The organism is Flavobacterium pallidum (genome assembly GCF_003097535.1).
Classification (GTDB): Bacteria; Bacteroidota; Bacteroidia; order Flavobacteriales; family Flavobacteriaceae; genus Flavobacterium; species Flavobacterium pallidum.
Genome location: NZ_CP029187.1, coordinates 2,087,657 through 2,107,812 on the forward strand (window position 1 = coordinate 2,087,657; position 20,156 = coordinate 2,107,812).

Annotated in this window: 14 protein-coding genes and 2 tRNA genes; 7 read left to right on the forward strand and 9 right to left on the reverse strand. The window is 43.6% G+C overall.

Translation table 11 applies throughout. The annotated features are described in order from the left end of the window. Window positions 1-43: 43 nt before the first annotated feature. Complete coding sequence (locus HYN49_RS08525; RefSeq protein WP_108903721.1) at window positions 44-994, reverse strand: hypothetical protein; 951 nt, start codon at window positions 992-994, stop codon at window positions 44-46. A 101-nt stretch (window positions 995-1,095) separates the two neighbouring features. On the opposite strand from HYN49_RS08525, the gene proS reads away from it, so the two are divergent. The 4 genes from proS (at window position 1,096) to rpsT (ending at window position 3,265) form a co-directional block, all read left to right on the forward strand. Beyond that, on the forward strand, window positions 1,096-2,574 hold the full coding sequence (gene proS, locus HYN49_RS08530) for a proline--tRNA ligase (RefSeq protein ID WP_108903722.1): 1,479 nt from the start codon (window positions 1,096-1,098) through the stop codon (window positions 2,572-2,574). A 101-nt stretch (window positions 2,575-2,675) separates the two neighbouring features. Continuing rightward, window positions 2,676-2,747, forward strand: a tRNA-Glu gene (locus tag HYN49_RS08535). A gap of 44 nt (window positions 2,748-2,791) precedes the next feature. Continuing rightward, window positions 2,792-2,863 (forward strand) — tRNA-Glu (locus HYN49_RS08540). A 150-nt stretch (window positions 2,864-3,013) separates the two neighbouring features. Next, complete coding sequence (rpsT, locus tag HYN49_RS08545; RefSeq protein WP_108903723.1) at window positions 3,014-3,265, forward strand: 30S ribosomal protein S20; 252 nt, start codon at window positions 3,014-3,016, stop codon at window positions 3,263-3,265. Between the two features lie 48 nt (window positions 3,266-3,313). On the opposite strand, the gene HYN49_RS08550 is transcribed toward rpsT, so the two are convergent. Beyond that, window positions 3,314-3,715 (reverse strand): response regulator, encoded by a 402-nt coding sequence (locus HYN49_RS08550; RefSeq protein WP_108903724.1) that lies wholly within the window; start codon window positions 3,713-3,715, stop codon window positions 3,314-3,316. Window position 3,716: 1 nt separating this feature from the next. Next, on the reverse strand, window positions 3,717-5,429 hold the full coding sequence (locus tag HYN49_RS08555) for a PAS domain-containing sensor histidine kinase (RefSeq protein WP_108903725.1): 1,713 nt from the start codon (window positions 5,427-5,429) through the stop codon (window positions 3,717-3,719). 235 nt (window positions 5,430-5,664) lie between these two features. Here HYN49_RS08555 and typA point away from each other — a divergent pair, with 235 nt between their 5' ends. Both typA and HYN49_RS08565 read left to right on the forward strand, forming a co-directional pair. Beyond that, a complete protein-coding gene (gene typA, locus HYN49_RS08560) occupies window positions 5,665-7,461 on the forward strand; it encodes a translational GTPase TypA (RefSeq protein ID WP_108903726.1) in 1,797 nt (598 codons plus the stop codon). Window positions 7,462-7,632: 171 nt separating this feature from the next. Continuing rightward, complete coding sequence (locus tag HYN49_RS08565; protein WP_146185075.1) at window positions 7,633-11,025, forward strand: T9SS sorting signal type C domain-containing protein; 3,393 nt, start codon at window positions 7,633-7,635, stop codon at window positions 11,023-11,025. Between the two features lie 67 nt (window positions 11,026-11,092). Here the strand turns inward: HYN49_RS08565 and dnaB are convergent, their stop codons facing one another. The 6 genes from dnaB to tgt form a co-directional block, all read right to left on the reverse strand. Continuing rightward, a complete protein-coding gene (gene dnaB, locus HYN49_RS08570; protein WP_108903728.1) occupies window positions 11,093-12,637 on the reverse strand; it encodes a replicative DNA helicase in 1,545 nt (514 codons plus the stop codon). A gap of 153 nt (window positions 12,638-12,790) precedes the next feature. Next, window positions 12,791-13,744: an acetyl-CoA carboxylase carboxyltransferase subunit alpha gene (locus HYN49_RS08575; protein ID WP_108903729.1), complete on the reverse strand. Its 954-nt coding sequence runs from the start codon at window positions 13,742-13,744 to the stop codon at window positions 12,791-12,793. A gap of 256 nt (window positions 13,745-14,000) precedes the next feature. Next, window positions 14,001-15,878: a hypothetical protein gene (locus HYN49_RS08580; protein ID WP_108903730.1), complete on the reverse strand. Its 1,878-nt coding sequence runs from the start codon at window positions 15,876-15,878 to the stop codon at window positions 14,001-14,003. A gap of 150 nt (window positions 15,879-16,028) precedes the next feature. Next, window positions 16,029-16,922: a DMT family transporter gene (locus tag HYN49_RS08585; protein ID WP_108903731.1), complete on the reverse strand. Its 894-nt coding sequence runs from the start codon at window positions 16,920-16,922 to the stop codon at window positions 16,029-16,031. After that, window positions 16,909-17,991 (reverse strand): LptF/LptG family permease, encoded by a 1,083-nt coding sequence (locus tag HYN49_RS08590; protein ID WP_108903732.1) that lies wholly within the window; start codon window positions 17,989-17,991, stop codon window positions 16,909-16,911. The genes HYN49_RS08585 and HYN49_RS08590 overlap by 14 nt, the downstream gene beginning before the upstream one ends. 80 nt (window positions 17,992-18,071) lie before the next feature. Then, the gene (gene tgt / locus HYN49_RS08595; protein WP_108903733.1) at window positions 18,072-19,202 is read right to left on the reverse strand and encodes a tRNA guanosine(34) transglycosylase Tgt; all 1,131 of its coding nucleotides are present in this window, start codon (window positions 19,200-19,202) and stop codon (window positions 18,072-18,074) included. Between the two features lie 146 nt (window positions 19,203-19,348). On the opposite strand from tgt, the gene HYN49_RS08600 reads away from it, so the two are divergent. After that, window positions 19,349-20,065: a hypothetical protein gene (locus HYN49_RS08600; RefSeq protein ID WP_108903734.1), complete on the forward strand. Its 717-nt coding sequence runs from the start codon at window positions 19,349-19,351 to the stop codon at window positions 20,063-20,065. Window positions 20,066-20,156 lie beyond the last annotated feature (91 nt).

Here is a 20,156-nt window from a genome sequence, read left to right on the forward strand (position 1 = left end):
AAAAAAATACCTATGCTGAACACAGGTATTTATATTATCTTGATTAGCCCCTTCTTCCACCGCCGCCACCGCCGCTTCTGCCGCCGCCGCCGCTTCCACCATAGCTTCCGCCAGAAGAACGGCTTCCGCCTGATGAACTTGGGGTGTAGGACCTTGATCCTGAAGATGATGATGAACTTCTCGTCGGAGTATAAGTACTGTTGCTTCTTGTTGGTGTTGAGGTAGAAGTGGAGTAGTTTGTGTTCCTGGTCCCGGAATTGCGGGTTGAATAACTCGTTACAGATCTCCTGCCGCTATTATTTATTTCGCTTCTTCCGTAATTACGCGTTCCGGATCTTCCTATAGCGGCATAACCGTTATTCCTTCTTCCGGAATTGATGCCATAATTAGTCCCAGAACCCCTTCTGCCTAAGCCATAGGCATAATTACCATAATGGTGATGGTGCCCGTAATAATTTCCGTAGTAACCGCCGCCATAGTAACCACCATAATATGGGTAATAACCACCTCCCCATCCCCAGCCGGAATAATAACCCCAGCTTGGTCCGTACCAGGAATTCCATCCCCAGCCGATGTTCCAGTTCCATCCCGGGCCATACCATCCCCATCCCAGGCTTGGGCCGTACCAGTTGTTCCAACCATAGCCGTTGTCATAAACATTGATTACGACATTTTCATTACTACCCCAACCGGCGTTGTCGCTGGCATAGCGGTAGGAATTATTGGTGGTGTCTGCCACTGAGGAGTAATTATCAACATCAGTAAAAACTTCCGAAGATTGTTGCTTTTCGTCAAAATAGTCTTTATAGGCCTGATTATTAGGATTTGAAGCGGTTTCCTTTGTTCGGACATCGCTGCCCGCGGCACCGTAAACCCCATCATGGTCATAATAGGACGTATTCTGGTATGATCCGCAGGAAGCGGTCAGCGCTGCGATCAGTCCCATAACGGACCAGGCGCGGAGCGATCTTAAGTGAGCATAATAAGTTTTCATAGTCTGTAGCTTTTTTATTGTTGGACAATACAAAAATAATTAGTTTTGCGAAACTTTTTAGTTAAATAAAGTTAAACCTGTTTTATCTCAATTTATTGCATATGAGCAAGAATCTCACAACAAGGGAAGAAGATTATTCGAAATGGTATAATGAACTGGTGGTAAAGGCCGACCTTGCTGAGAATTCAGGGGTTAAAGGCTGTATGGTGATCAAGCCCTACGGGTATGCAATATGGGAAAAAATGCAGGCAGAGCTCGACAGGATGTTTAAGGAAACGGGCCACCAAAATGCTTATTTTCCGCTATTTGTGCCAAAAAGCATGTTCGAAGCGGAGGAAAAAAACGCCGAAGGCTTCGCAAAAGAGTGTGCTATCGTCACGCACTACCGCTTAAAGAACGATCCGGACAAACCGGGAAAACTGATGGTCGACCCGAACGCCAAACTTGAAGAAGAATTGATTGTCCGCCCTACGAGCGAGGCCATCATCTGGTCTACGTATAAAAAATGGATTCAATCCCACCGTGATTTGCCGTTACTGATTAACCAGTGGGCGAATGTGGTGCGTTGGGAAATGAGGACGCGTTTGTTTTTAAGGACAGCCGAATTCCTTTGGCAGGAAGGGCATACAGCGCACGCTACAAGAAGTGAAGCGATTGAAGAATCGGAAAAAATGATGAATGTGTATGCGGATTTCGCGGAGAATTTCATGGGAATTCCTGTCATCAAAGGCCTTAAGACAGAAACCGAACGTTTTGCCGGCGCTGAAGAAACCTATTGTATCGAAGCCCTGATGCAGGATGGGAAAGCTTTACAGGCTGGAACCTCACATTTCCTTGGGCAGAATTTCGCAAAAGCATTTGATGTAAAATTTGCAAATCATGAAGGAAAACTCGAGCATGTCTGGGGAACGTCATGGGGTGTTTCCACAAGACTGATGGGTGCGCTAGTCATGACGCATTCTGACGATAACGGCCTGGTGTTGCCCCCAAACCTCGCGCCTATACAAGTGGTTATTGTACCTATATATAAGTCAGATGAGGAATTTGCGGCAGTTTCAGAAGCGGCTCAAACCTTGGTATCGCAATTCAGGAAATTAAGGGTTTCAGTGAAGTTTGATGATCGTACGACACAAAAACCAGGCTTTAAATTTGCCGAATGGGAATTGAAAGGTGTTCCGGTTCGCATCGCGATCGGTCCGAAGGATTTGGAGAATGGGACTTTTGAAGTGGCAAGAAGGGACACATTGACGAAAGAAGTCGTACAGAAAGACGGCATTGTGACTTATGTGAATGACCTGCTGGAAACCATACAGCAAAGCCTTTTCAACAAAGCCCTTGATTACAGGAATTCACATATTACCAAAGTAGAAAACTTTGATGAGTTTAAGGACGTGCTTGAAAACAAAGGCGGTTTTATCTCTGCCCATTGGGACGGGACACCGGAAACCGAAGAAAAAATCAAGGAAATGACAAAAGCGACGATCCGCTGCATCGCGTTGGACAGGGTAGCGGAAAGCGGTGTTTGCGTACTGACAGGCAAGCCTTCAGAAGGCAGGGTATTGTTTGCGAAAGCGTATTAACAACCGTTATTTTTAAAGTTTTAAAAAAAATTAAAAAAATAAGCTGAAGCTATTGCGCGAATAAAAAATAGTTGTATTTTTGCATCCGCATTACAGAAGCAGGCCCGTTCGTCTATCGGTTAGGACGCCAGGTTTTCATCCTGGTAAGGGGGGTTCGATTCCCCCACGGGCTACAAAAGTTCAATCCAATATTGAATATCTGAACCAGAGGAATAATGGTCCGTTCGTCTAGGGGTTAGGACGCCAGGTTTTCATCCTGGTAACAGGGGTTCGATTCCCCTACGGACTACAAATTAGTTGTAAATTAGTTTTATAAGATAAAGGTCAGTGTCTCGATTTTTATTTTATTAGTTAAAACCAAAGTGATTACATTTTAATTGTGGGAGGTTTTTCTTTTTTAACTAGTATTTTTTATCAATTACAATTAAATTAAAAGAAAATGGCAAATCATAAGTCAGCTTTAAAGAGAATCAGAAGTAACGAAAAGAAAAGGGTGTTAAACAGGTACCAGCACAAAACTACGCGTAATGCTATCAAAGCGCTTAGGATGGCTACTGATAAAAACGAAGCTTCTTCAAAGTTATCTGCCGTGATTTCAATGATTGACAAATTGGCTAAGAAAAATATCATCCACGATAACAAAGCTTCCAATCTGAAATCAAAATTGACAAGACAAGTAGCTAAATTGTAATCTTTACAATTTCAAGATATACTAAAGGTTCCTTCCAGGAACCTTTTTTTATGCGCTGAATTTTGTGATGATATTTTCCAGTTTCTCTTTAGTAAGCGGCTTTGGAAGGAAATCTAAAACCATCTGGAAATTCTTTGCTTTCCTTATGTCGTTCGGGTCGACGGATGAGGAAAGTAAAATGATTTTGGTATTCTTGTAGTAATTATAGAGGTTCTGATCGAATTGCTCCAGGAATTCCCAGCCATCCATTACGGGCATGTTTAAATCCAGCAGGATGAGCAAATCTTCCATTTCGTGGGGTTTATCCTGTTCATTCTTTAGATAAGCAATGGCTTCTTCGCCGTTGGATAATGCGATTACATTGGTGGCAAAATTGGCTCTTGCGATTACCATTTTTGAAAGCAGTAATGCGATGGGGTCGTCGTCAATACAGATTACTTTGTGGAGCATTTTATAGTTCTTTCCTGAATTTTATTACAAAAGTGGTGCCTTCGTCTACCTTGCTCTCAATGCTGATTTCGCCACCCATACTTTCTATCTGCGACTTCACGAGATAAAGCCCGAGGCCTTTACTGTCCGGATAATTGTGGAAGCGCTGGTAAAGCCCGAAAACCTTATCCCTGAATTTCTCAAGGTTGATGCCAATGCCATTGTCGCTAAAACGCAAAATGGTATAATCTGCGTCTTCGGTTACTGAAATATGGATGCGGAGCGCACGGCTTTCCGATTTGTATTTGATGGCATTGGTAAGCAGGTTCAGCATGATGCTTTCAAAATAGGATTTATTTGAATAGACATCAGTAGCTGTAATGTCATAATCTACATTAAGGTTGTTGGCCGTGATCATGATATTGATCTGGTCCATCACATTCTCAATCGACTCGCGGATAGGGATATGCTGCTTTTCAATAGACGGATTGTCGCGTATGATCACCACTTTGCCCAAATCAGAAATGGTTTCATTAAGAAGGTAAGTGGATTTTGAAAAACCTTCCATAATCTGCTGCAGCTCTTCATTTTCAAGCGGAATTTCTTCAAGCAATTGCAGCAGCCCGATAAGGTTGGATAATGGCGCCCGGAGGTTATGTGAAGTGATGTATGAGAATTGCCTTAAATCCTTATTGTTTTGTGTGAGTTCATTGATGAGCTGCTCGCGTTCTTTTTCCTGCTGTTTCCGTTCGGTAACGTCACGCTGGATCGAAATCCAGTGTGTATGTTCTTTTTCTGAATTGAAAACCGGAACCATCGAAAACCGCACCCAATATTCGTCACCGTTTTTTTTGTAACAAATGATTTCCGTTTCGCATTCTTTCTTCAGCGAGATGCAATGCGTGAGCCGTTCCACTTCCACAGGGTCCGTTTTTGTGCCAAAGAAAATCAAGGGTGATTTCCCGATAACATCATCGTAATCATAACCGGACATATTCGTAAATGCCTGGTTTACGAAAACAATGGAGGGAATGTCCAGCAATGAATTGTCCGCATCTGTAATGACTACCGCATCTTTGGTATTGGTAATCACGGTTTCGAGCAGCCTGAGCCTTTGCTCTTCCTTCTTTTGTTTGGTAATGTCCTGCATTGCCCCAATCATACGGATCGGGGTGCCTTTTTCATTGAATACCAAAAATCCCCTGTCCAGCACATATTTGTAAGAACCGTCGCGGCATTTGAAACGGTATTCGTCCTGCCATTTCTGTGTCTTCTGTTCCAGGAATGCGTATAGTTTCACAGACATCCGGATGCTGTCCTCAGGATGGATGCGGTCAAACCACCATTTGGAATTGTTTCCTACTTCGTCTCTTTTGTAGCCGTAAACGCCCTGGATTCCCTTGTTCCATGTGAATTCATTTTCCTGTATTTTCCAGTCCCAGATGGTGTCGCTGGTGGCTTTGGCGACAATATCGTAGCGCTCTTTCGATTCTCGGATTTCTAGGTTGTTGTTTTTTAGTTTTTCTAGGTTTTGCCTGTTTGCGCGGTCATTCTTTAATATGAAATAACGAACCACCACGATGCATATCGAAATGAAAATGAAATCCCGTAAAATATGGAAATAAAGGAAGTCTTCTGACGGATATCGCCCTTCGAGTAATGTCAGGCTTGAAAACGCCAAAATAATCGCAATGAAAATAAAAATGTAGGTTATTTTATCGGTTTTATTTTTCATTACACCAAATATAACAAAATAATGTTATCGTTGTGATGTTTGTAAAAAAACCGGTAGTGTTTAAAGGTTCAGGGTACAGGGCGAAGAAGAGCGAAATTTTGTCAGTATTTATTTGGTTTTTCTTGGCCTCTGAACCCTGTAGCCTGAATCAAATCCACTCCTTAACTTTCTAATAACCACCATTCCTTTTTTATCCCGAAATAAAGTGTACCTTTGCACCCATTAAAAAATACAGATGGAATCTATCAGAAACATTGCAATTATTGCCCACGTTGACCACGGTAAGACTACTTTGGTTGATAAAATCATGTACCATTGCCAACTTTTCCGTGAAAATGAGAATACCGGCGATTTGATCCTCGACAACAACGACTTAGAGCGTGAACGCGGAATTACCATTACCTCTAAGAATGTTTCTGTAGTATATAAAGGAACAAAAATCAACATTATCGATACGCCGGGCCACGCCGATTTCGGTGGGGAAGTGGAGCGCGTACTGAACATGGCCGATGGCGTTTGCCTTTTGGTCGATGCGTTTGAAGGCCCGATGCCACAAACACGTTTCGTATTGCAGAAAGCGATCGACCTTGGTTTGAAGCCTTGCGTTGTAATCAATAAAGTGGACAAGGAAAACTGTACTCCGGAAGAAGTGCACGAAAAAGTATTCGACCTGATGTTTGAATTGGGTGCTGAAGAATGGCAGCTTGATTTCCCAACCGTCTATGGCTCAGCAAAAAATAACTGGATGTCTGACGACTGGAGGAACCAGACCGATAACATCGAGCCATTATTGGACATGGTGGTTGCAAATGTTCCTGCGCCAAAAGTTTCTGAAGGAACACCACAGATGTTGATTACGTCCTTGGATTTCTCTTCATTTACGGGCCGTATTGCTATCGGACGTTTAGAAAGAGGGGTCTTAAAAGAAAATCTGCCCATCTCATTAGTAAAAAGAGACGGAAAAGTTATAAAGTCAAGGATCAAGGAACTTCACACTTTCGAAGGACTTGGACGTAAGAAAGTAGCTGAAGTTATTGCTGGTGACATTTGTGCCATTGTCGGGGTTGAAGGATTTGAAATCGGTGATACGATTGCTGATTTTGATAATCCGGAAGCATTGGATACCATTGCAATCGACGAACCTACTATGAGTATGTTGTTTACGATCAACGATTCCCCTTTCTTTGGAAAAGAAGGTAAATTCGTTACTTCACGACACATTAAGGATCGTTTGGCGAAGGAACTGGAAAAAAATCTGGCGCTTCGCGTAAGCGAAACGGATTCAGCAGATAAATTCATGGTATTCGGGCGGGGCGTATTGCACTTGTCAGTCCTTATCGAAACGATGAGGAGGGAAGGGTACGAAATGCAGATCGGGCAGCCTCAGGTTATCATCAAGGAAATTGACGGCGTAAAATGTGAGCCGATTGAAGAATTGACCATCGATTTACCGGAAAACGTTTCTGGAAGAGCAGTAGAGTTTGTTTCAGTACGTAAAGGTGAGATGCTTTCTATGGAAGGCAAAGGTGAGCGTATGATCATCAAGTTCAACATCCCATCGCGTGGTATCATCGGACTGAGAAACCAGTTGTTGACGGCCACAGCGGGAGAGGCAATCATGGCACACCGCTTCATTGGATACGAACCGTATAAAGGAGAAATCTCGGGGCGGATCAATGGTTCATTGATTTCTATGGAGAATGGCAAGGCTATTCCTTACTCTATCAATAAATTACAGGATCGTGGTAAATTTTTTGTTGATCCCAATGAAGATATTTACGAAGGACAGGTTGTAGGTGAAAACTCACGTGGTGATGATATGTCTATCAATATTACCAAAACCAAGCAGTTGACGAACTTCCGTTCAGCAGGTGCCGATGATAAGAATAAGATCGTTCCTGCAATTAAGTTTACGTTAGAAGAAGCTTTGGAATACATCCAGAAAGATGAATATGTAGAGGTAACGCCGAAATCGATACGTCTTCGCAAGATCTACCTGAATGAGAATGACAGGAAGAGGTTTAAGATATAAATTTTACATTTATTGATATAGAAACGCTTCGGTAACGGAGCGTTTTTTTTTTGTTCCTTAATCAACCGTTGCAGCGCATTGACAAATTTTAAAATCTTGTAACAGTTTGAAATAATGGTGTAAAAAAAGGATGTAGTTGCACTCTAATTTAGCCCAAAAATAAAAGCTATTATGGAAAAAAGACTACTCTTCAGCAAGGTATTGCGTGTCATAATCTTAGGCATTGCAATCATGGGTTTCAGTACCCAATCGACGGCACAGCTCACCCTTTCGGGAAGCAGTTACAATGAAACTTTTGACGGCATCGGCACGGCACTTCCAGCAGGATGGACCGTACGGGCTACTGCTACTGCAGCCACAAGGGGCACAGCCCAGACCTTTACAACCACTGCCAATACATGGGCAGATACCGGAAGCGGCTTTAAAAACCTGGCTTCATCAGAAGGGCTTGTTACAGGAAGCAATGCCACAGCGCAAAATGCTTCTTCAGACAGGGCCTTAGGCGTCAAGCAAAGCGGTAGTTTTGGTGATCCTGGTGCAGCTTTTGAACTGGCATTGGCCAACACGCAAAACAGGACCGCATTTACACTGACCTTAAAGCACCAGATGCTCAGCGTACAGTCAAGAAGCACCACCTGGACCGTGCAGTATGCTACAGATGGAATAGGTGTGGTATGGACCAATCTGGGTACTTACACTGATCCGGCTGCATTTGGCAGCACTACCGGAAGCTACAACTTCGGGACGGCACTCGATAATATTTCAGGAAACGTATTGATAAGGGTCGTGGCGCTGACGGCTTCAGGCGGAACCGGGACAAGGGATACTTATGGTATCGATGATTTTGTACTTTCCTGGACCAATGCCACAGTTCCGGATTTAAGTACAAGCTCGAACTCATTGACATTCGGGACACACAGTGTGGGTACGTTTTCTGGCAGCCAGACATTCAACCTTTCGGGAACCAATCTCACAGGCGCACCCGGAAACATCACTGTGAATGCACCGAATGCAGATTTCCAGGTGTCGAATGATAATATGGCCTGGGGTGCGTCCACTACCATTGCTTACAGCAGCGCAACACTTCCTGCAACAGCAGTATATGTACGATTTGCACCACAGTCTTCCGGTGGAAAATCGGGGAATATCACTTTCAGTGGAGGTGGTGACGGCACGCCGCCTACAGTAGCTGTTTCTGGAACAGGGATATTGGAAGCACCTGTTGCCATTACAGCTTCGAATATCAAGAATACGGAATTTACAGCGAACTGGCAGCCGGTCAGCGGGGCGACAAGCTACCGCCTTGACGTGAGCTCGACACCTTTTGCCTCTATCGGTGCTGTACCATGGATCAATGAATTCCATTATGACAATATCGGTTCGGATGTGAATGAATTCGTTGAAGTGATTATCCCGACAACTTATGCAGGAACCGGTTTTACATTGACATTTTACAATGGCTCGGGAGGCGCTTCTTACAGTACGGTAACTTTGGCACAGATGACGGCTGGCGAAAGCAATGCGCTTTATACGATTTATTCTTATACTTTTCCTGTAGAAACCTTCCAAAATGGCGCACCGGATGGTATGGCATTATCAGATGCATCGGGATTGATCCAGTTCATTTCTTACGAAGGAAGTTTTACTGCTACCAATGGGCCGGCCAATGGGATCGTTTCCACAGAAATCAATCCTGCACTTAGCGAATCAAATACCACTTTGGCAACAGCCAGCCTTGGACTTACCGGTTCCGGTACTTCTTACAGCAGCTTTACTTGGGCAGCGGTAAATACCAATACTAAAGGTGCGTTGAATGCAGGACAAACCATCGGAAGTGCTACCTACATCATCCAGGATCAGAATGTGGGTAACAATACGTCTTATACTGTTACCGGGCTGAATCCTGAAACGCCTTATTATTACAGGGTCAGGGCTGTGGATGCCAATAGCGTTTCGGGAAATTCAAATACAATCAGTGTGTCCACGATTGCAGAAACTACATGGAATGGTTCCGTATGGTCAGATGGTACTCCAACGGCATCTCTTAATGCTGTTATCGAAGGTCCTTTTGATACTGCAACAGATGGTGTCTTTACCGCAAAAAGCCTGACAATCAATACCGGCGGAAGCGTTACAATTAATTCAGGGACCAATATCACTGTAGTGAACCAGGTTACCAATACGCTGACAGCAGCCGATTTTGTGATTGAAAATAACGCTAACCTGTTGCAGCTTGGCGTTGTAAATGTCAATTCAGGAAATGCAACTGTGTACAGGAATGCAGCTATGCGTCGTCAGGATTATGTGTATTGGTCGTCTCCGGTTGCGGGCCAGAATCTTCTGGATTTTTCGCCAAATACGCTGACCAACCGCTTCTATGAATTGAATGAAACGACCAATTCGTTCGTAGCTGTAGACCCTTCCACAACCGACTTTGCTGGTGCAAAAAGTTATATGCTTCGCGCTCCGGATGATTTTCCAATGACCACCCAGACATTTAATGGTGAATTTATCGGCGTGCCAAATTCCGGAAGCTATTCCATTCCGGTTACCAATAACAACCAGGGGTACAATATGATCGGAAATCCATATCCATCAACCATCAGTGCTGATGCTTTCCTTGACGAAAATGATTCTATCGGCACGATTTACTTTTGGACGCATACGAACCAGGCAGCGGGCGCAGGAGATAATTATGCCACATACAATTCGACAGGGCAGGTAGCACCTTCATCTACAACACCGCAAAGCGACAGTCCTAATGGTGCCATCCAGACCGGACAGGGTTTTATAGTACAGACGAATGCCGCAACCAATGTTAATTTCCTGAACACCATGCGCATTCCTGACAATAATGATCAGTTTTTCAGAAATGCCGCTTCGGTGGAAAAAAACAGGATCTGGCTGAATCTCATTAATGATAATTCGGAGTCATTCCTAAACCAAATGCTTGTAGGTTATGTTGCCGGTGCGACAAATGGTATCGATCTGAGATATGACGGAAGGATGATGGCTTCAGAAGGGGCACGCATTTACAGCGCTATCGACAATAACGATTATGTAATCCAGGGAAGGGGATTGCCTTTTGCTGATAATGATGTCGTTGCTTTAGGATTCAGGACTCAGGAGCCGGGTACATTTAAGATCAGTATTGATCATGTTGACGGACTTTTCGAAGGGAACCAGGATATTTTTATCCATGATAATCTTACCGGAGCGACTGTGAATATTAAAGAATCGGATTATGAGTTTGCTTCCAATGCAGGGGATTTTACAAGCCGTTTCCAATTGGTTTACCAAAGCGCGCCACTTTCAATCGATCCGGTGCTTAATGAAAATACCATTGTGATTTATACTAAGGAGGCCCATCTTGCGATAAATACCGGCATCCTTAACATGGAATCCATAAAAGTATTTGATACCAGTGGAAGGCTTTTGATAGCAAGAGACAATATTAAATCTGCCGAAACAGTATTGGACAACCTCAATGCGAAAAACCAGTTGCTTGTAGTACAGATTACCGATGAAGACGGTTCAACAGTCACTAAAAAAGCGATGTATTAAACCAGATTGGCTTATAAAGAAAAACTCCCGTCACTTGGCGGGAGTTTTTTATTTTATATTTATTGAATTAGAACGGCACATCACTGTCGTCGTCATGATTATTGGCGCTACTGCCAAAAGCCTCATTCGGAGAGGGCAGATGTTTTACCGTAAACGGGTTGTCTTCGTGGTTCATTTTTGATGGGAGGTCATCATAGTTGCCTCCATAATCTTCTAAATTGTCAAACTTACCCAGGTTCCCGATAAACTTCAATCGGATGTTTTCCAGGCTACCGTTACGGTGCTTTGCAATGATGAATTCTGCCTGGCCTTCGGTCGGACTGTGCTCATCGTCATCCCATTCGTCAATCTTGTAATATTCTGGACGGTAGATGAACGATACGATATCGGCATCCTGCTCAATTGCTCCGGATTCCCTAAGATCCGAAAGCAAAGGCCTTTTACTCGAACCGCGCGTTTCCACGGCACGCGATAATTGTGATAACGCGATCACCGGGACACCAAGTTCTTTTGCCAGGGCTTTCAGGTTCCTTGAAATTGTAGAGATTTCCTGTTCGCGGTTTCCGCCACCTTTGCCGTTTCCGCCGGCAGTCATCAATTGAAGGTAATCGACAATAATCATCTTGATGCCATGCTGGGAGGAAAGTCTCCTTGCTTTGGCCCGTAAATCAAAAATCGAAAGTGACGGCGTATCATCAATATACAATGGTGCTTTTTCAAGGTTCTTGACTTTGGTGGTCAATTGTTCCCACTCGTGTTTTTCGAGTTTTCCGGTCCTTAATTTCTCAGAAGAAAGCCCGGTTTCCGACGAAATCAAACGTGTAATCAATTGCACGGACGACATCTCCAGTGAAAACAAAGCCACCGGATGCCCGAAATCTATCGCAATGTTCCTTGCCATCGACAATACGAAAGCCGTCTTACCCATACCCGGCCTTGCGGCGATAATGATCAAATCGCTCGGCTGCCAGCCTGAAGTCACCTTGTCGAGCTTCTCAAAACCGGTGGCAATACCGCTGAGGCCTTCTTTTCCGGCGATTTCCTCAATCCTTTTCTTGGCCTGGATCACAAGGCTTTGCGCGGTTTCGGAACTCCTTTTGATGTTTCCTTGGGTTACTTCGTATAATTTTGATTCTGCCTTATCTAATAAATCAAATACATCTGTAGTTTCGTCGTATGATTCTTCGATAATTTCAGACGAAATTTTGATTAAGCTGCGTTGGATGAATTTTTGCAGTATGATCCTCGAGTGGAATTCAATATGCGCCGATGAGGATATTTTCTGCGTGAGTTGGATCAAATAAAAATCCCCACCTGAGAGGTCCAGTTTGGCATTTTTCTTCAATTGCGCCGATACCGTCAATAAGTCAATGGGCTGCGTATCGGTAAAAAGCTGTACGATCGCTTCAAAAATATGCTTGTGTGCCTCTTTGTAAAATGCGTCGGGCTGCAGGATATCGATTACCTCGTCCACACCTTTTTTATCAATCATCATCGCGCCAAGCACCGCTTCTTCAAGATCAATGGCCTGAGGCGGAAGCTTGCCTTTTTCGAGGTTGATTAAGGTGGTTTTGTCCACCCTGATCGGGTTTATGTTTCTGAGATTTTCCATGTTGCGAATGTAACCAAAAAGTTAAGCCGGAGAAATTACACTTATAACAGTCCCCATGTTGATAACTCGGTATAACTTTATTTAATTGTTCATATCAAAAAAAAATCCAAAACTCGGGGCCTTGGATTTTCAAAAAGACTTGTGTTATAAGCCCTATTCTTTATACTCGCCCATCTTGCTGTATTTATCCATCCTCTTTGCAATAAGATCTGGTGTTGATAAATCCTTGAGCTCATTGAATGCCTTAATGATATATTCTTCGACCGTTTTTGAAGCCGTGATCCTGTCATAATGCGCTCCGCCCAGTGGCTCCGGAATCACCTCGTCAACAAGGTTTTGTTTCTTCATATCGGTCGAGGTCAGTTTCAATGCTTCGGCTGCCTGTTCCTTATAATCCCAGCTTTTCCAAAGGATTGACGAGCAGGACTCCGGCGAAATCACCGAATACCAGGTGTTTTCCATCATTAACACTCTGTCTCCTACACCAATCCCGAGTGCACCACCTGAAGCGCCTTCTCCGACAATCACCGCAATAATCGGCGTTTTTAATCGGATCATTTCAAAGATGTTGCGTGCAATGGCTTCTCCCTGTCCGCGTTCCTCCGCTTCCAGTCCCGGATAAGCGCCTGGCGTATCAATGAACGTGACTACAGGGATGCCGAATTTCTCGGCCATCTTCATCAGCCTCAATGCCTTGCGGTAGCCTTCAGGGTTTGCCATCCCGAAGTTGCGGTACTGGCGGGTTTTCGTATTGTACCCTTTTTGCTGTCCGACGATCATAAACGACTGTCCGCCAATCTTGCCCAATCCACCGATCATGGCTTTATCATCCTTAAAGCTGCGGTCCCCGAAAAGCTCGAGCCATGAATCACCGCAAAGCGCGTGTACATGGTCCATCGTATAAGGTCGGTTCGGGTGGCGTGACAGCTGTACGCGCTGCCATGCGGTCAGGTTTTTGTATATTTTTTTCTTGGTTTCTTCCAGTTTTTTCTCGATCTGCTTGCAGGTATTGGTCACATCGATGTCGGATTCCTGGCCGATGACCTGGCATTTGTCCAACTGTTCCTCCAGCTCTTTTATAGGAAGCTCAAAATCTAAATATTCCATAGGATCGGTGCGTTTTAATTAAAGTTCGAACTACAAAGATAAAATTTAAAATGGCGTGGGAAAACGTTTTTTTGTGTTAAGTTTTAAACATTTTGGGCGCGACCCTTGCTGCGCCGGGTCGGGCTCTCCGCGCTGCATGGCAGCTTGCTGCGATCCCTCGCGCGGCTCCACGGTAAATTGGCGTTATGCCCTTTAAAAAAATATAACCCTTTCAGCAACGCATACTGAAAGGGTTATCATAATTGAATCTGTATTCCTAATAGGTGGACGTCAATACATAGGAGCAGGTTTCATTGCCATTAACTCCGTCGAATTTTACAAAAGTTGCGTTGTGCCCTTGTCGAAGCACAAATTTCTCATCAAATGCAAGCCATATATTTTTCCCTGTCCATTCAGGTATGCCCATCGATACGAATGTAAAATCGGCATCTTCTGCAAACACATGCAGCGTTTCACCTGCGTTTAACGTTGAATTTATGCGGTAAATAGTGTTGTCAGGACTTTCCACATCTTTTTCTTTTATTAGTAAAACTAACTTTTTACCATCAGTAATAATTCCTCTTTTAGTCGCACACGGTGGAGACGCGTCACCTTGCGGATGATAAAATGGCACCGCTATAGTTTTAACTTCAACATATTGTGCAATCCCAAAAGTCTGGCTCAGCATATGATTCGCAAAGTAATTATTCTGCGAATTAATGGTATTATTGAATTCAAGAGTCCCCTCGTTCGTAAGACCCAGGATGAATCTTTCATTATAATACTTATAATTCCCATCAATATCCTCCGGATCCGGATATCCTATCGAAACATTATTCCTTTCCACGTTGATGACAGAGTTTTTTACTGCGATACAAGCGCCTTTTCGGTCAGGGTTAAGCATGGATCTGTTAAGGCCACCGTTTGCAGCTGCATTGGCAAAATTATTGTCGAGTATGCTTATAGCACTACAGTTCTCAACATAAATGCCAAATTCTGAGTCTTCAATCCAGCTGTTCTGGATCAATACGTTTCGCGCATTTTTGAAATAAAACCCTATTTCGCCGGGCCTGCCCGGTGCGCCACCGGCATCGCATCCGATAAATATAAGCGATTGGTTGAATCCCGTATCCTGTGAAACTGATTCGACATGGAATGCTGCACCTAGTAATGTTGGGTGTTCATCGTTAAAGTTGGCATTGGGCATGGTCGGATTACAATTTATGAAAGACATGTTGACATTCTGGCCGGTAATCCTGAAACTGTTGTGATAGTCAAATTGTCTTTCTACCCAAACATTTTCCAGATAAACAAATTGGTTGCATGTTTTATTCCAGGATGTATCATTCTCAACAAATTCACCACCTTCGAAATAAATACCGTGCCTGCCTACTTCTTCAACATATACATCTTTAATGATAGCTCCGTATAACCCTCCTGAAAAATCGCCACTATCAGAGGGCTGGCCTTTAGCATGCAACCAGCCCACCCTGTTATCATTTGAAGGATGACAACTTAAATTAAATTTAATGGTTTCAATACAAAGCCGGTAAATGCCACCTCTGTCTATTTTAAATAAGTAATCCAGGCTTGGAAGTACCTCATGGAGTCTTATTATTGTTGTGGTATCACCTTTAAGATGTGTTCCCGATCTTAATATAAGTGACTCAGTCGGTTGCAGCCAGTAAACGCCTTCCGGAAAATAAATGGTAAAATCGCCATAAGCCAAATCATCTGGGAAAGGGTCTGTGGAAGGAGAATAACCAGCATATGTAATTCCCTGAGCGTTTCGGTGGCAGAAATCGATGGCATCCTGTAGCCTTTCGTGGTTTTTCTTCACAGTTGGCGCCAGTTGTATCGGATGTTTGACTATTCCAAAATAAGCGGCATTAATGTGGCCATCGTACTGCCTGACCCATCTTCCCGGCGCATCTCTTTCAACATGGTCTGAAGTGAAATTAATTCCCAAATCCGGTATGGCGTTGCTTTTCAGGTCGAAGCGAAACATCCCGCCGCCGCCATCGGCCAGATGGTAATCCATACTTGGATCAAAGTCGTCATAATCGTAATAGGACTTTACATAAACGATGATTTTGTCGCTGGGAGGGTAAGCCTTAAGCTTTGCAATACTTTCTACAGTGTCAATTGATGCCATAACTTTACTGATTTAATTGTTTGTGAATAAATTGGTTATACTCTTTTTGTAAGATTACAACGATAAATCAATTCAATTTATTTGACTGCCTTATAAAAATTTACATTTATATAAAACATCCAAAAACTTAAAAAATCAATTCTATGGTATTCAGCTATTGCCAGACTGTTGTCTGCTGCGGTTCTTAATCACGCCATTCAAAATTACCGTCACAATAATCACCGAAGCGCCCACGTAAAACGACAAGCTCATGCGTTCACCCTGCCCGATAATGAAATAGGCCAGCAGGATGCCGTAAACTGGTTCGAGGTTCGTGGTAAGCATCACGGTATATGGCGTCAGTTTTTTCATCACATTTACCGAAGCGGTAAACGCATACGCAGTGCACACAGACGATAAGATCAGGATCAAAATCCAGTCATTCATGGAAACGGAGAAGAATGCGGGCTTAAAGGCACCATCATATAAAAGATACAATGATACGAAAAATGTACCGGCAAAGAATTCATACAAAGTGATGACCGCAGGGTCGTGTTTCTGGATTAATTTGCCATTAAATAACGTAAATACCACACCGACAAATACAGAAAATAACGCACATAAGGCACCGTCAAGATAATGTACCTCGACGTTCATGATCATAAACAAACCGGCGATGATGACCAGTCCGAAAAGCACTTCATACCACAACATTTTACGTTTGTAGAATATCGGCTCGAGTACGGATGCCAGGAAAGCACCGGCCGAAAACATCGCGAGTGTAATAGAGACGTTGGAAATATTAATGGCGCGGAAGAAAAACACCCAGTGAATGGCAATCAACAAGCCGACAAATACCAGGTTTGCAGCGGCCTTGAACGGCAATATGATTTTCCTTCCGGTTAAAAGCAGGTAAATTAAAAGGAAAATCCCGGCGCTGAGCATGCGGTACCATACCAATACGGCATCTTTTACATTGATGAGCGCGCCGAGTACGGCTGTAAATCCCCAAATGAAGACAATCAGGTGCAGGTTTAAATATGCCTTGAGTTTAGCGCTTGGCATTGCGGAGCAGGTAAATGGCCAGGATTCCGAAAATCACGTTCGGGATCCAAACGGCAAGCAACGGCGGCATAGTCGACTTTTCGGCCAGGACACCAAAAATCTTATCGAAGAAAATGTAAATGAACGCGAGCGCAATCCCGATAGCAAGGTTCATCCCCATGCCGCCGCGGCGTTTCATTGAAGATACTGCGACAGCAATAATAGTAAGGATAAATGCGGAAACGGGAATGCTGTATTTTTTATACAAAACCACAAGATAGGTGTTGATGTTCGAGGAGCCACGCTTCTTTTCCCGTTCAATGAATTTATTAAGTTCCCCGAAACTGAGTGTTTCTGCAACATATACTGTGGGCGCTAAATCCTCAAGTTCGAAACTGAATATCGTATCTTTCTTTTCGGCTTTTTCGAGTTTGTCATTCAGTGCGCCAACCGTCCTTTTGCGGTATTGGAACATGGTAAAGTTTTTCGTCTTAGGATTGTACCTGATCCTTTCCGCATCAATCTTGAAAAGCAGTTTTTGATCCTTGAATTTGGATAACGAAAATTTAAAAGCCGTTCCCCTTTCCTGGTTGAAATTTTGTACGTAAATATACTCATTGTCATTCACCTGCCGGAATACATCACTGGTTTGGCGCATTTCATTGAGCCCATTGCCCCGCAGGTACCTGTAACGGAAATTATTGAATCCCTCACTGGCTGAAGGCACGAGGTAGAACCCCATCATCAATGAAAATAATGATACCATTCCTGCCCCGATGATATAAGGCCTTAAAAAGCGATTGAACGAAATCCCTGAACTCAGTATGGCAATGATTTCAGTATTATTGGCCAGTTTTGAAGTAAACCAGATCACGGACAGGAACAGGAAAATCGGGAATAAAAGGTTTGCAAAATAAATCGTAAAATCGAGGTAATATCTCGCAATGGCACTGAATGCCACTTTATTCTGGAGCATCCTGTTCACTTTCTCAGATACATCAATCACAATCCCGATAGGGATAAACATCAGCAACATCACTGTGAATGTGGCGAGGTAGCGCTTGAGGATGTATTTGTCTATTATGCTCATTCGGGTACAAGGTTCAGGGTTCAGGGTTCAGGATTTTAAAGGCACTAACCTGTGCCTTGTAGCCTGCAACCTGTACCTTTTTATAATCTTTGGTCCATCTGTTTTACCATTTTTTCCTTCCATTCACGGAAATCTCCCGCTAAGATATGCTTTCTGGCTTCACGAACCAACCACATATAAAATCCAAGGTTGTGGATGGTTGCAATCTGTTTCCCAAGGTATTCATTCGCGGCAAACAGGTGTCGTAAATACGCTTTGGTGTATTCTGTGTCTACAAAGGTATGCCCCATTTCATCCAGTGGAGAGAAATCGGCTTCCCATTTTTTGTTCTTGATATTAATCGTGCCGTTGGAGGTAAAAAGCATGCCGTTCCTGGCATTCCTTGTAGGCATTACGCAGTCGAACATATCAATTCCCAAAGCGATATTCTCCAAAATATTGATTGGTGTTCCTACGCCCATCAGGTACCGTGGCTTGTCCTCAGGAAGGATTTCGCAGACCACTTCCGTCATGGCATACATCTCCTCGGCCGGTTCTCCTACAGATAATCCTCCTATGGCATTGCCCTGCTGTCCCGCATTGGCTATATATTCTGCAGATTGGCGTCGCAAATCCTTATAAGTGCTTCCCTGGACAATCGGGAAAAATGTTTGCTCGTAACCATATTTAAATGGCAGTGTATCCAAATGCGAAATACAACGGTCGAGCCAGCGGTGCGTCATGTGCATCGAGCGCTGTGCATAACGGTAATCGCATGGATAGGGCGTGCATTCATCAAAAGCCATAATAATATCTGCCCCGATGGTGCGCTGGATCTCCATCACATTTTCAGGCGTGAAAAAGTGGTATGAGCCATCGATATGCGATTTGAACTTTACGCCTTCTTCCTTAATCTTGCGGTTTGCCGAAAGCGAATATACCTGGTACCCGCCGGAATCGGTCAGGATGTTGCGGTCCCAGTTCATGAATTTGTGCAGACCACCAGCCTTTTCCAAGATTTCAGTCTGCGGACGGAGGTACAAATGGTATGTATTTCCGAGGATGATATCCGGATTGATCTCTTCCTTCAATTCGCGTTGGTGAACGCCTTTTACTGAGGCCACGGTGCCGACCGGCATGAAGATCGGGGTTTCAATCACACCATGATCGGTAGTAATGCTGCCTGCACGGGCTTTGGATTGGGAATCTTTCTGTAGTAAATCGAATTTCATATGGCTTTCCCGCTTTTAGGGACGGCAAAGATAGTCTAATTCGTTAATTTTAAAATCGGTATTTTAAAAATTAGAATTGTTTTATGATTTGGTGCCGGTGGCAAGGATCATTCACCAGGTTTGTTATTAATTCCTACATTTATCTTATGAAACATATTGAAATACAGCCCAAATTATTCCTTTATATTTTCCTGGCCTTTATCGGCTGTACCATTATCGGTACGCTTTCACATGAATACGGGCACATAGCCGTGGCACAATCTTTGGGTTATAAGACGACCCTTTCTTACCAAAGCATGCATGTCGATAGGAAAGCTGAAAAGGCGGAACTGCATCGATTGGCGTATCCATATCTCAACGAAATCAAGAATAAGCAGCCCTATCCGGCCAAGGCTGCTGTTGATGCCAAATGCAGGCAGATGCACCGCAATGATTTATGGATACGCCTTGGCGGGCCTTTACAAACCATGCTCACCGGTACTATCGGTTTTTGTATTTTATGGTATCGTAGAAAAAAATCCCGCGCTGCACTTTTCCATATCAATGATTGGATTTTTGTGTTCCTGGCTTTCTTCTGGATTAGGCAGCCGAGCAATATTTTGCATTCATTCGGGTACAAAATCATCACCGGCAAGGGACATTGGATAGGAGGGGATGAATGGTATATATCGTATTATCTGAAGGTCCCGCTATGGACTGCTTCCGTAATTACAGGCATCATCGGGCTATTGATTGTGGCTTATGTAATTTTTGCTGTCATTCCGAAAAAATACCGTCTTACCTTCCTTACTGCAGGAATCACGGGAGGTGTGGCCGGCTTCCTTCTTTGGATGGATTATTTGGGACCGTATCTGCTGCCTTAACATTGTCGAATTCCGATCTCTAAATGTCGTTTTTACACCACATCGAAGGATATTTGTTCATTTAACTTTGTCATATCAAATTAAAAGAATG

What these genes read in the sequence shown, in the direction of transcription:
- HYN49_RS08565 (WP_146185075.1), top strand. Translation starts at nt 7,633, where the DNA reads ATGGAAAAAAGACTACTCTTCAGCAAGGTATTGCGTGTCATAATCTTA.
- HYN49_RS08590 (WP_108903732.1), bottom strand. Translation starts at nt 17,991, where the DNA reads ATGAGCATAATAGACAAATACATCCTCAAGCGCTACCTCGCCACATTC.
- tgt (WP_108903733.1), bottom strand. Translation starts at nt 19,202, where the DNA reads ATGAAATTCGATTTACTACAGAAAGATTCCCAATCCAAAGCCCGTGCA.
- HYN49_RS08525 (WP_108903721.1), bottom strand. Translation starts at nt 994, where the DNA reads ATGAAAACTTATTATGCTCACTTAAGATCGCTCCGCGCCTGGTCCGTT.
- HYN49_RS08585 (WP_108903731.1), bottom strand. Translation starts at nt 16,922, where the DNA reads ATGCCAAGCGCTAAACTCAAGGCATATTTAAACCTGCACCTGATTGTC.
- proS (WP_108903722.1), top strand. Translation starts at nt 1,096, where the DNA reads ATGAGCAAGAATCTCACAACAAGGGAAGAAGATTATTCGAAATGGTAT.
- HYN49_RS08550 (WP_108903724.1), bottom strand. Translation starts at nt 3,715, where the DNA reads ATGCTCCACAAAGTAATCTGTATTGACGACGACCCCATCGCATTACTG.
- HYN49_RS08600 (WP_108903734.1), top strand. Translation starts at nt 19,349, where the DNA reads ATGAAACATATTGAAATACAGCCCAAATTATTCCTTTATATTTTCCTG.
- HYN49_RS08580 (WP_108903730.1), bottom strand. Translation starts at nt 15,878, where the DNA reads ATGGCATCAATTGACACTGTAGAAAGTATTGCAAAGCTTAAGGCTTAC.
- HYN49_RS08555 (WP_108903725.1), bottom strand. Translation starts at nt 5,429, where the DNA reads ATGAAAAATAAAACCGATAAAATAACCTACATTTTTATTTTCATTGCG.
- rpsT (WP_108903723.1), top strand. Translation starts at nt 3,014, where the DNA reads ATGGCAAATCATAAGTCAGCTTTAAAGAGAATCAGAAGTAACGAAAAG.
- dnaB (WP_108903728.1), bottom strand. Translation starts at nt 12,637, where the DNA reads ATGGAAAATCTCAGAAACATAAACCCGATCAGGGTGGACAAAACCACC.
- typA (WP_108903726.1), top strand. Translation starts at nt 5,665, where the DNA reads ATGGAATCTATCAGAAACATTGCAATTATTGCCCACGTTGACCACGGT.
- HYN49_RS08575 (WP_108903729.1), bottom strand. Translation starts at nt 13,744, where the DNA reads ATGGAATATTTAGATTTTGAGCTTCCTATAAAAGAGCTGGAGGAACAG.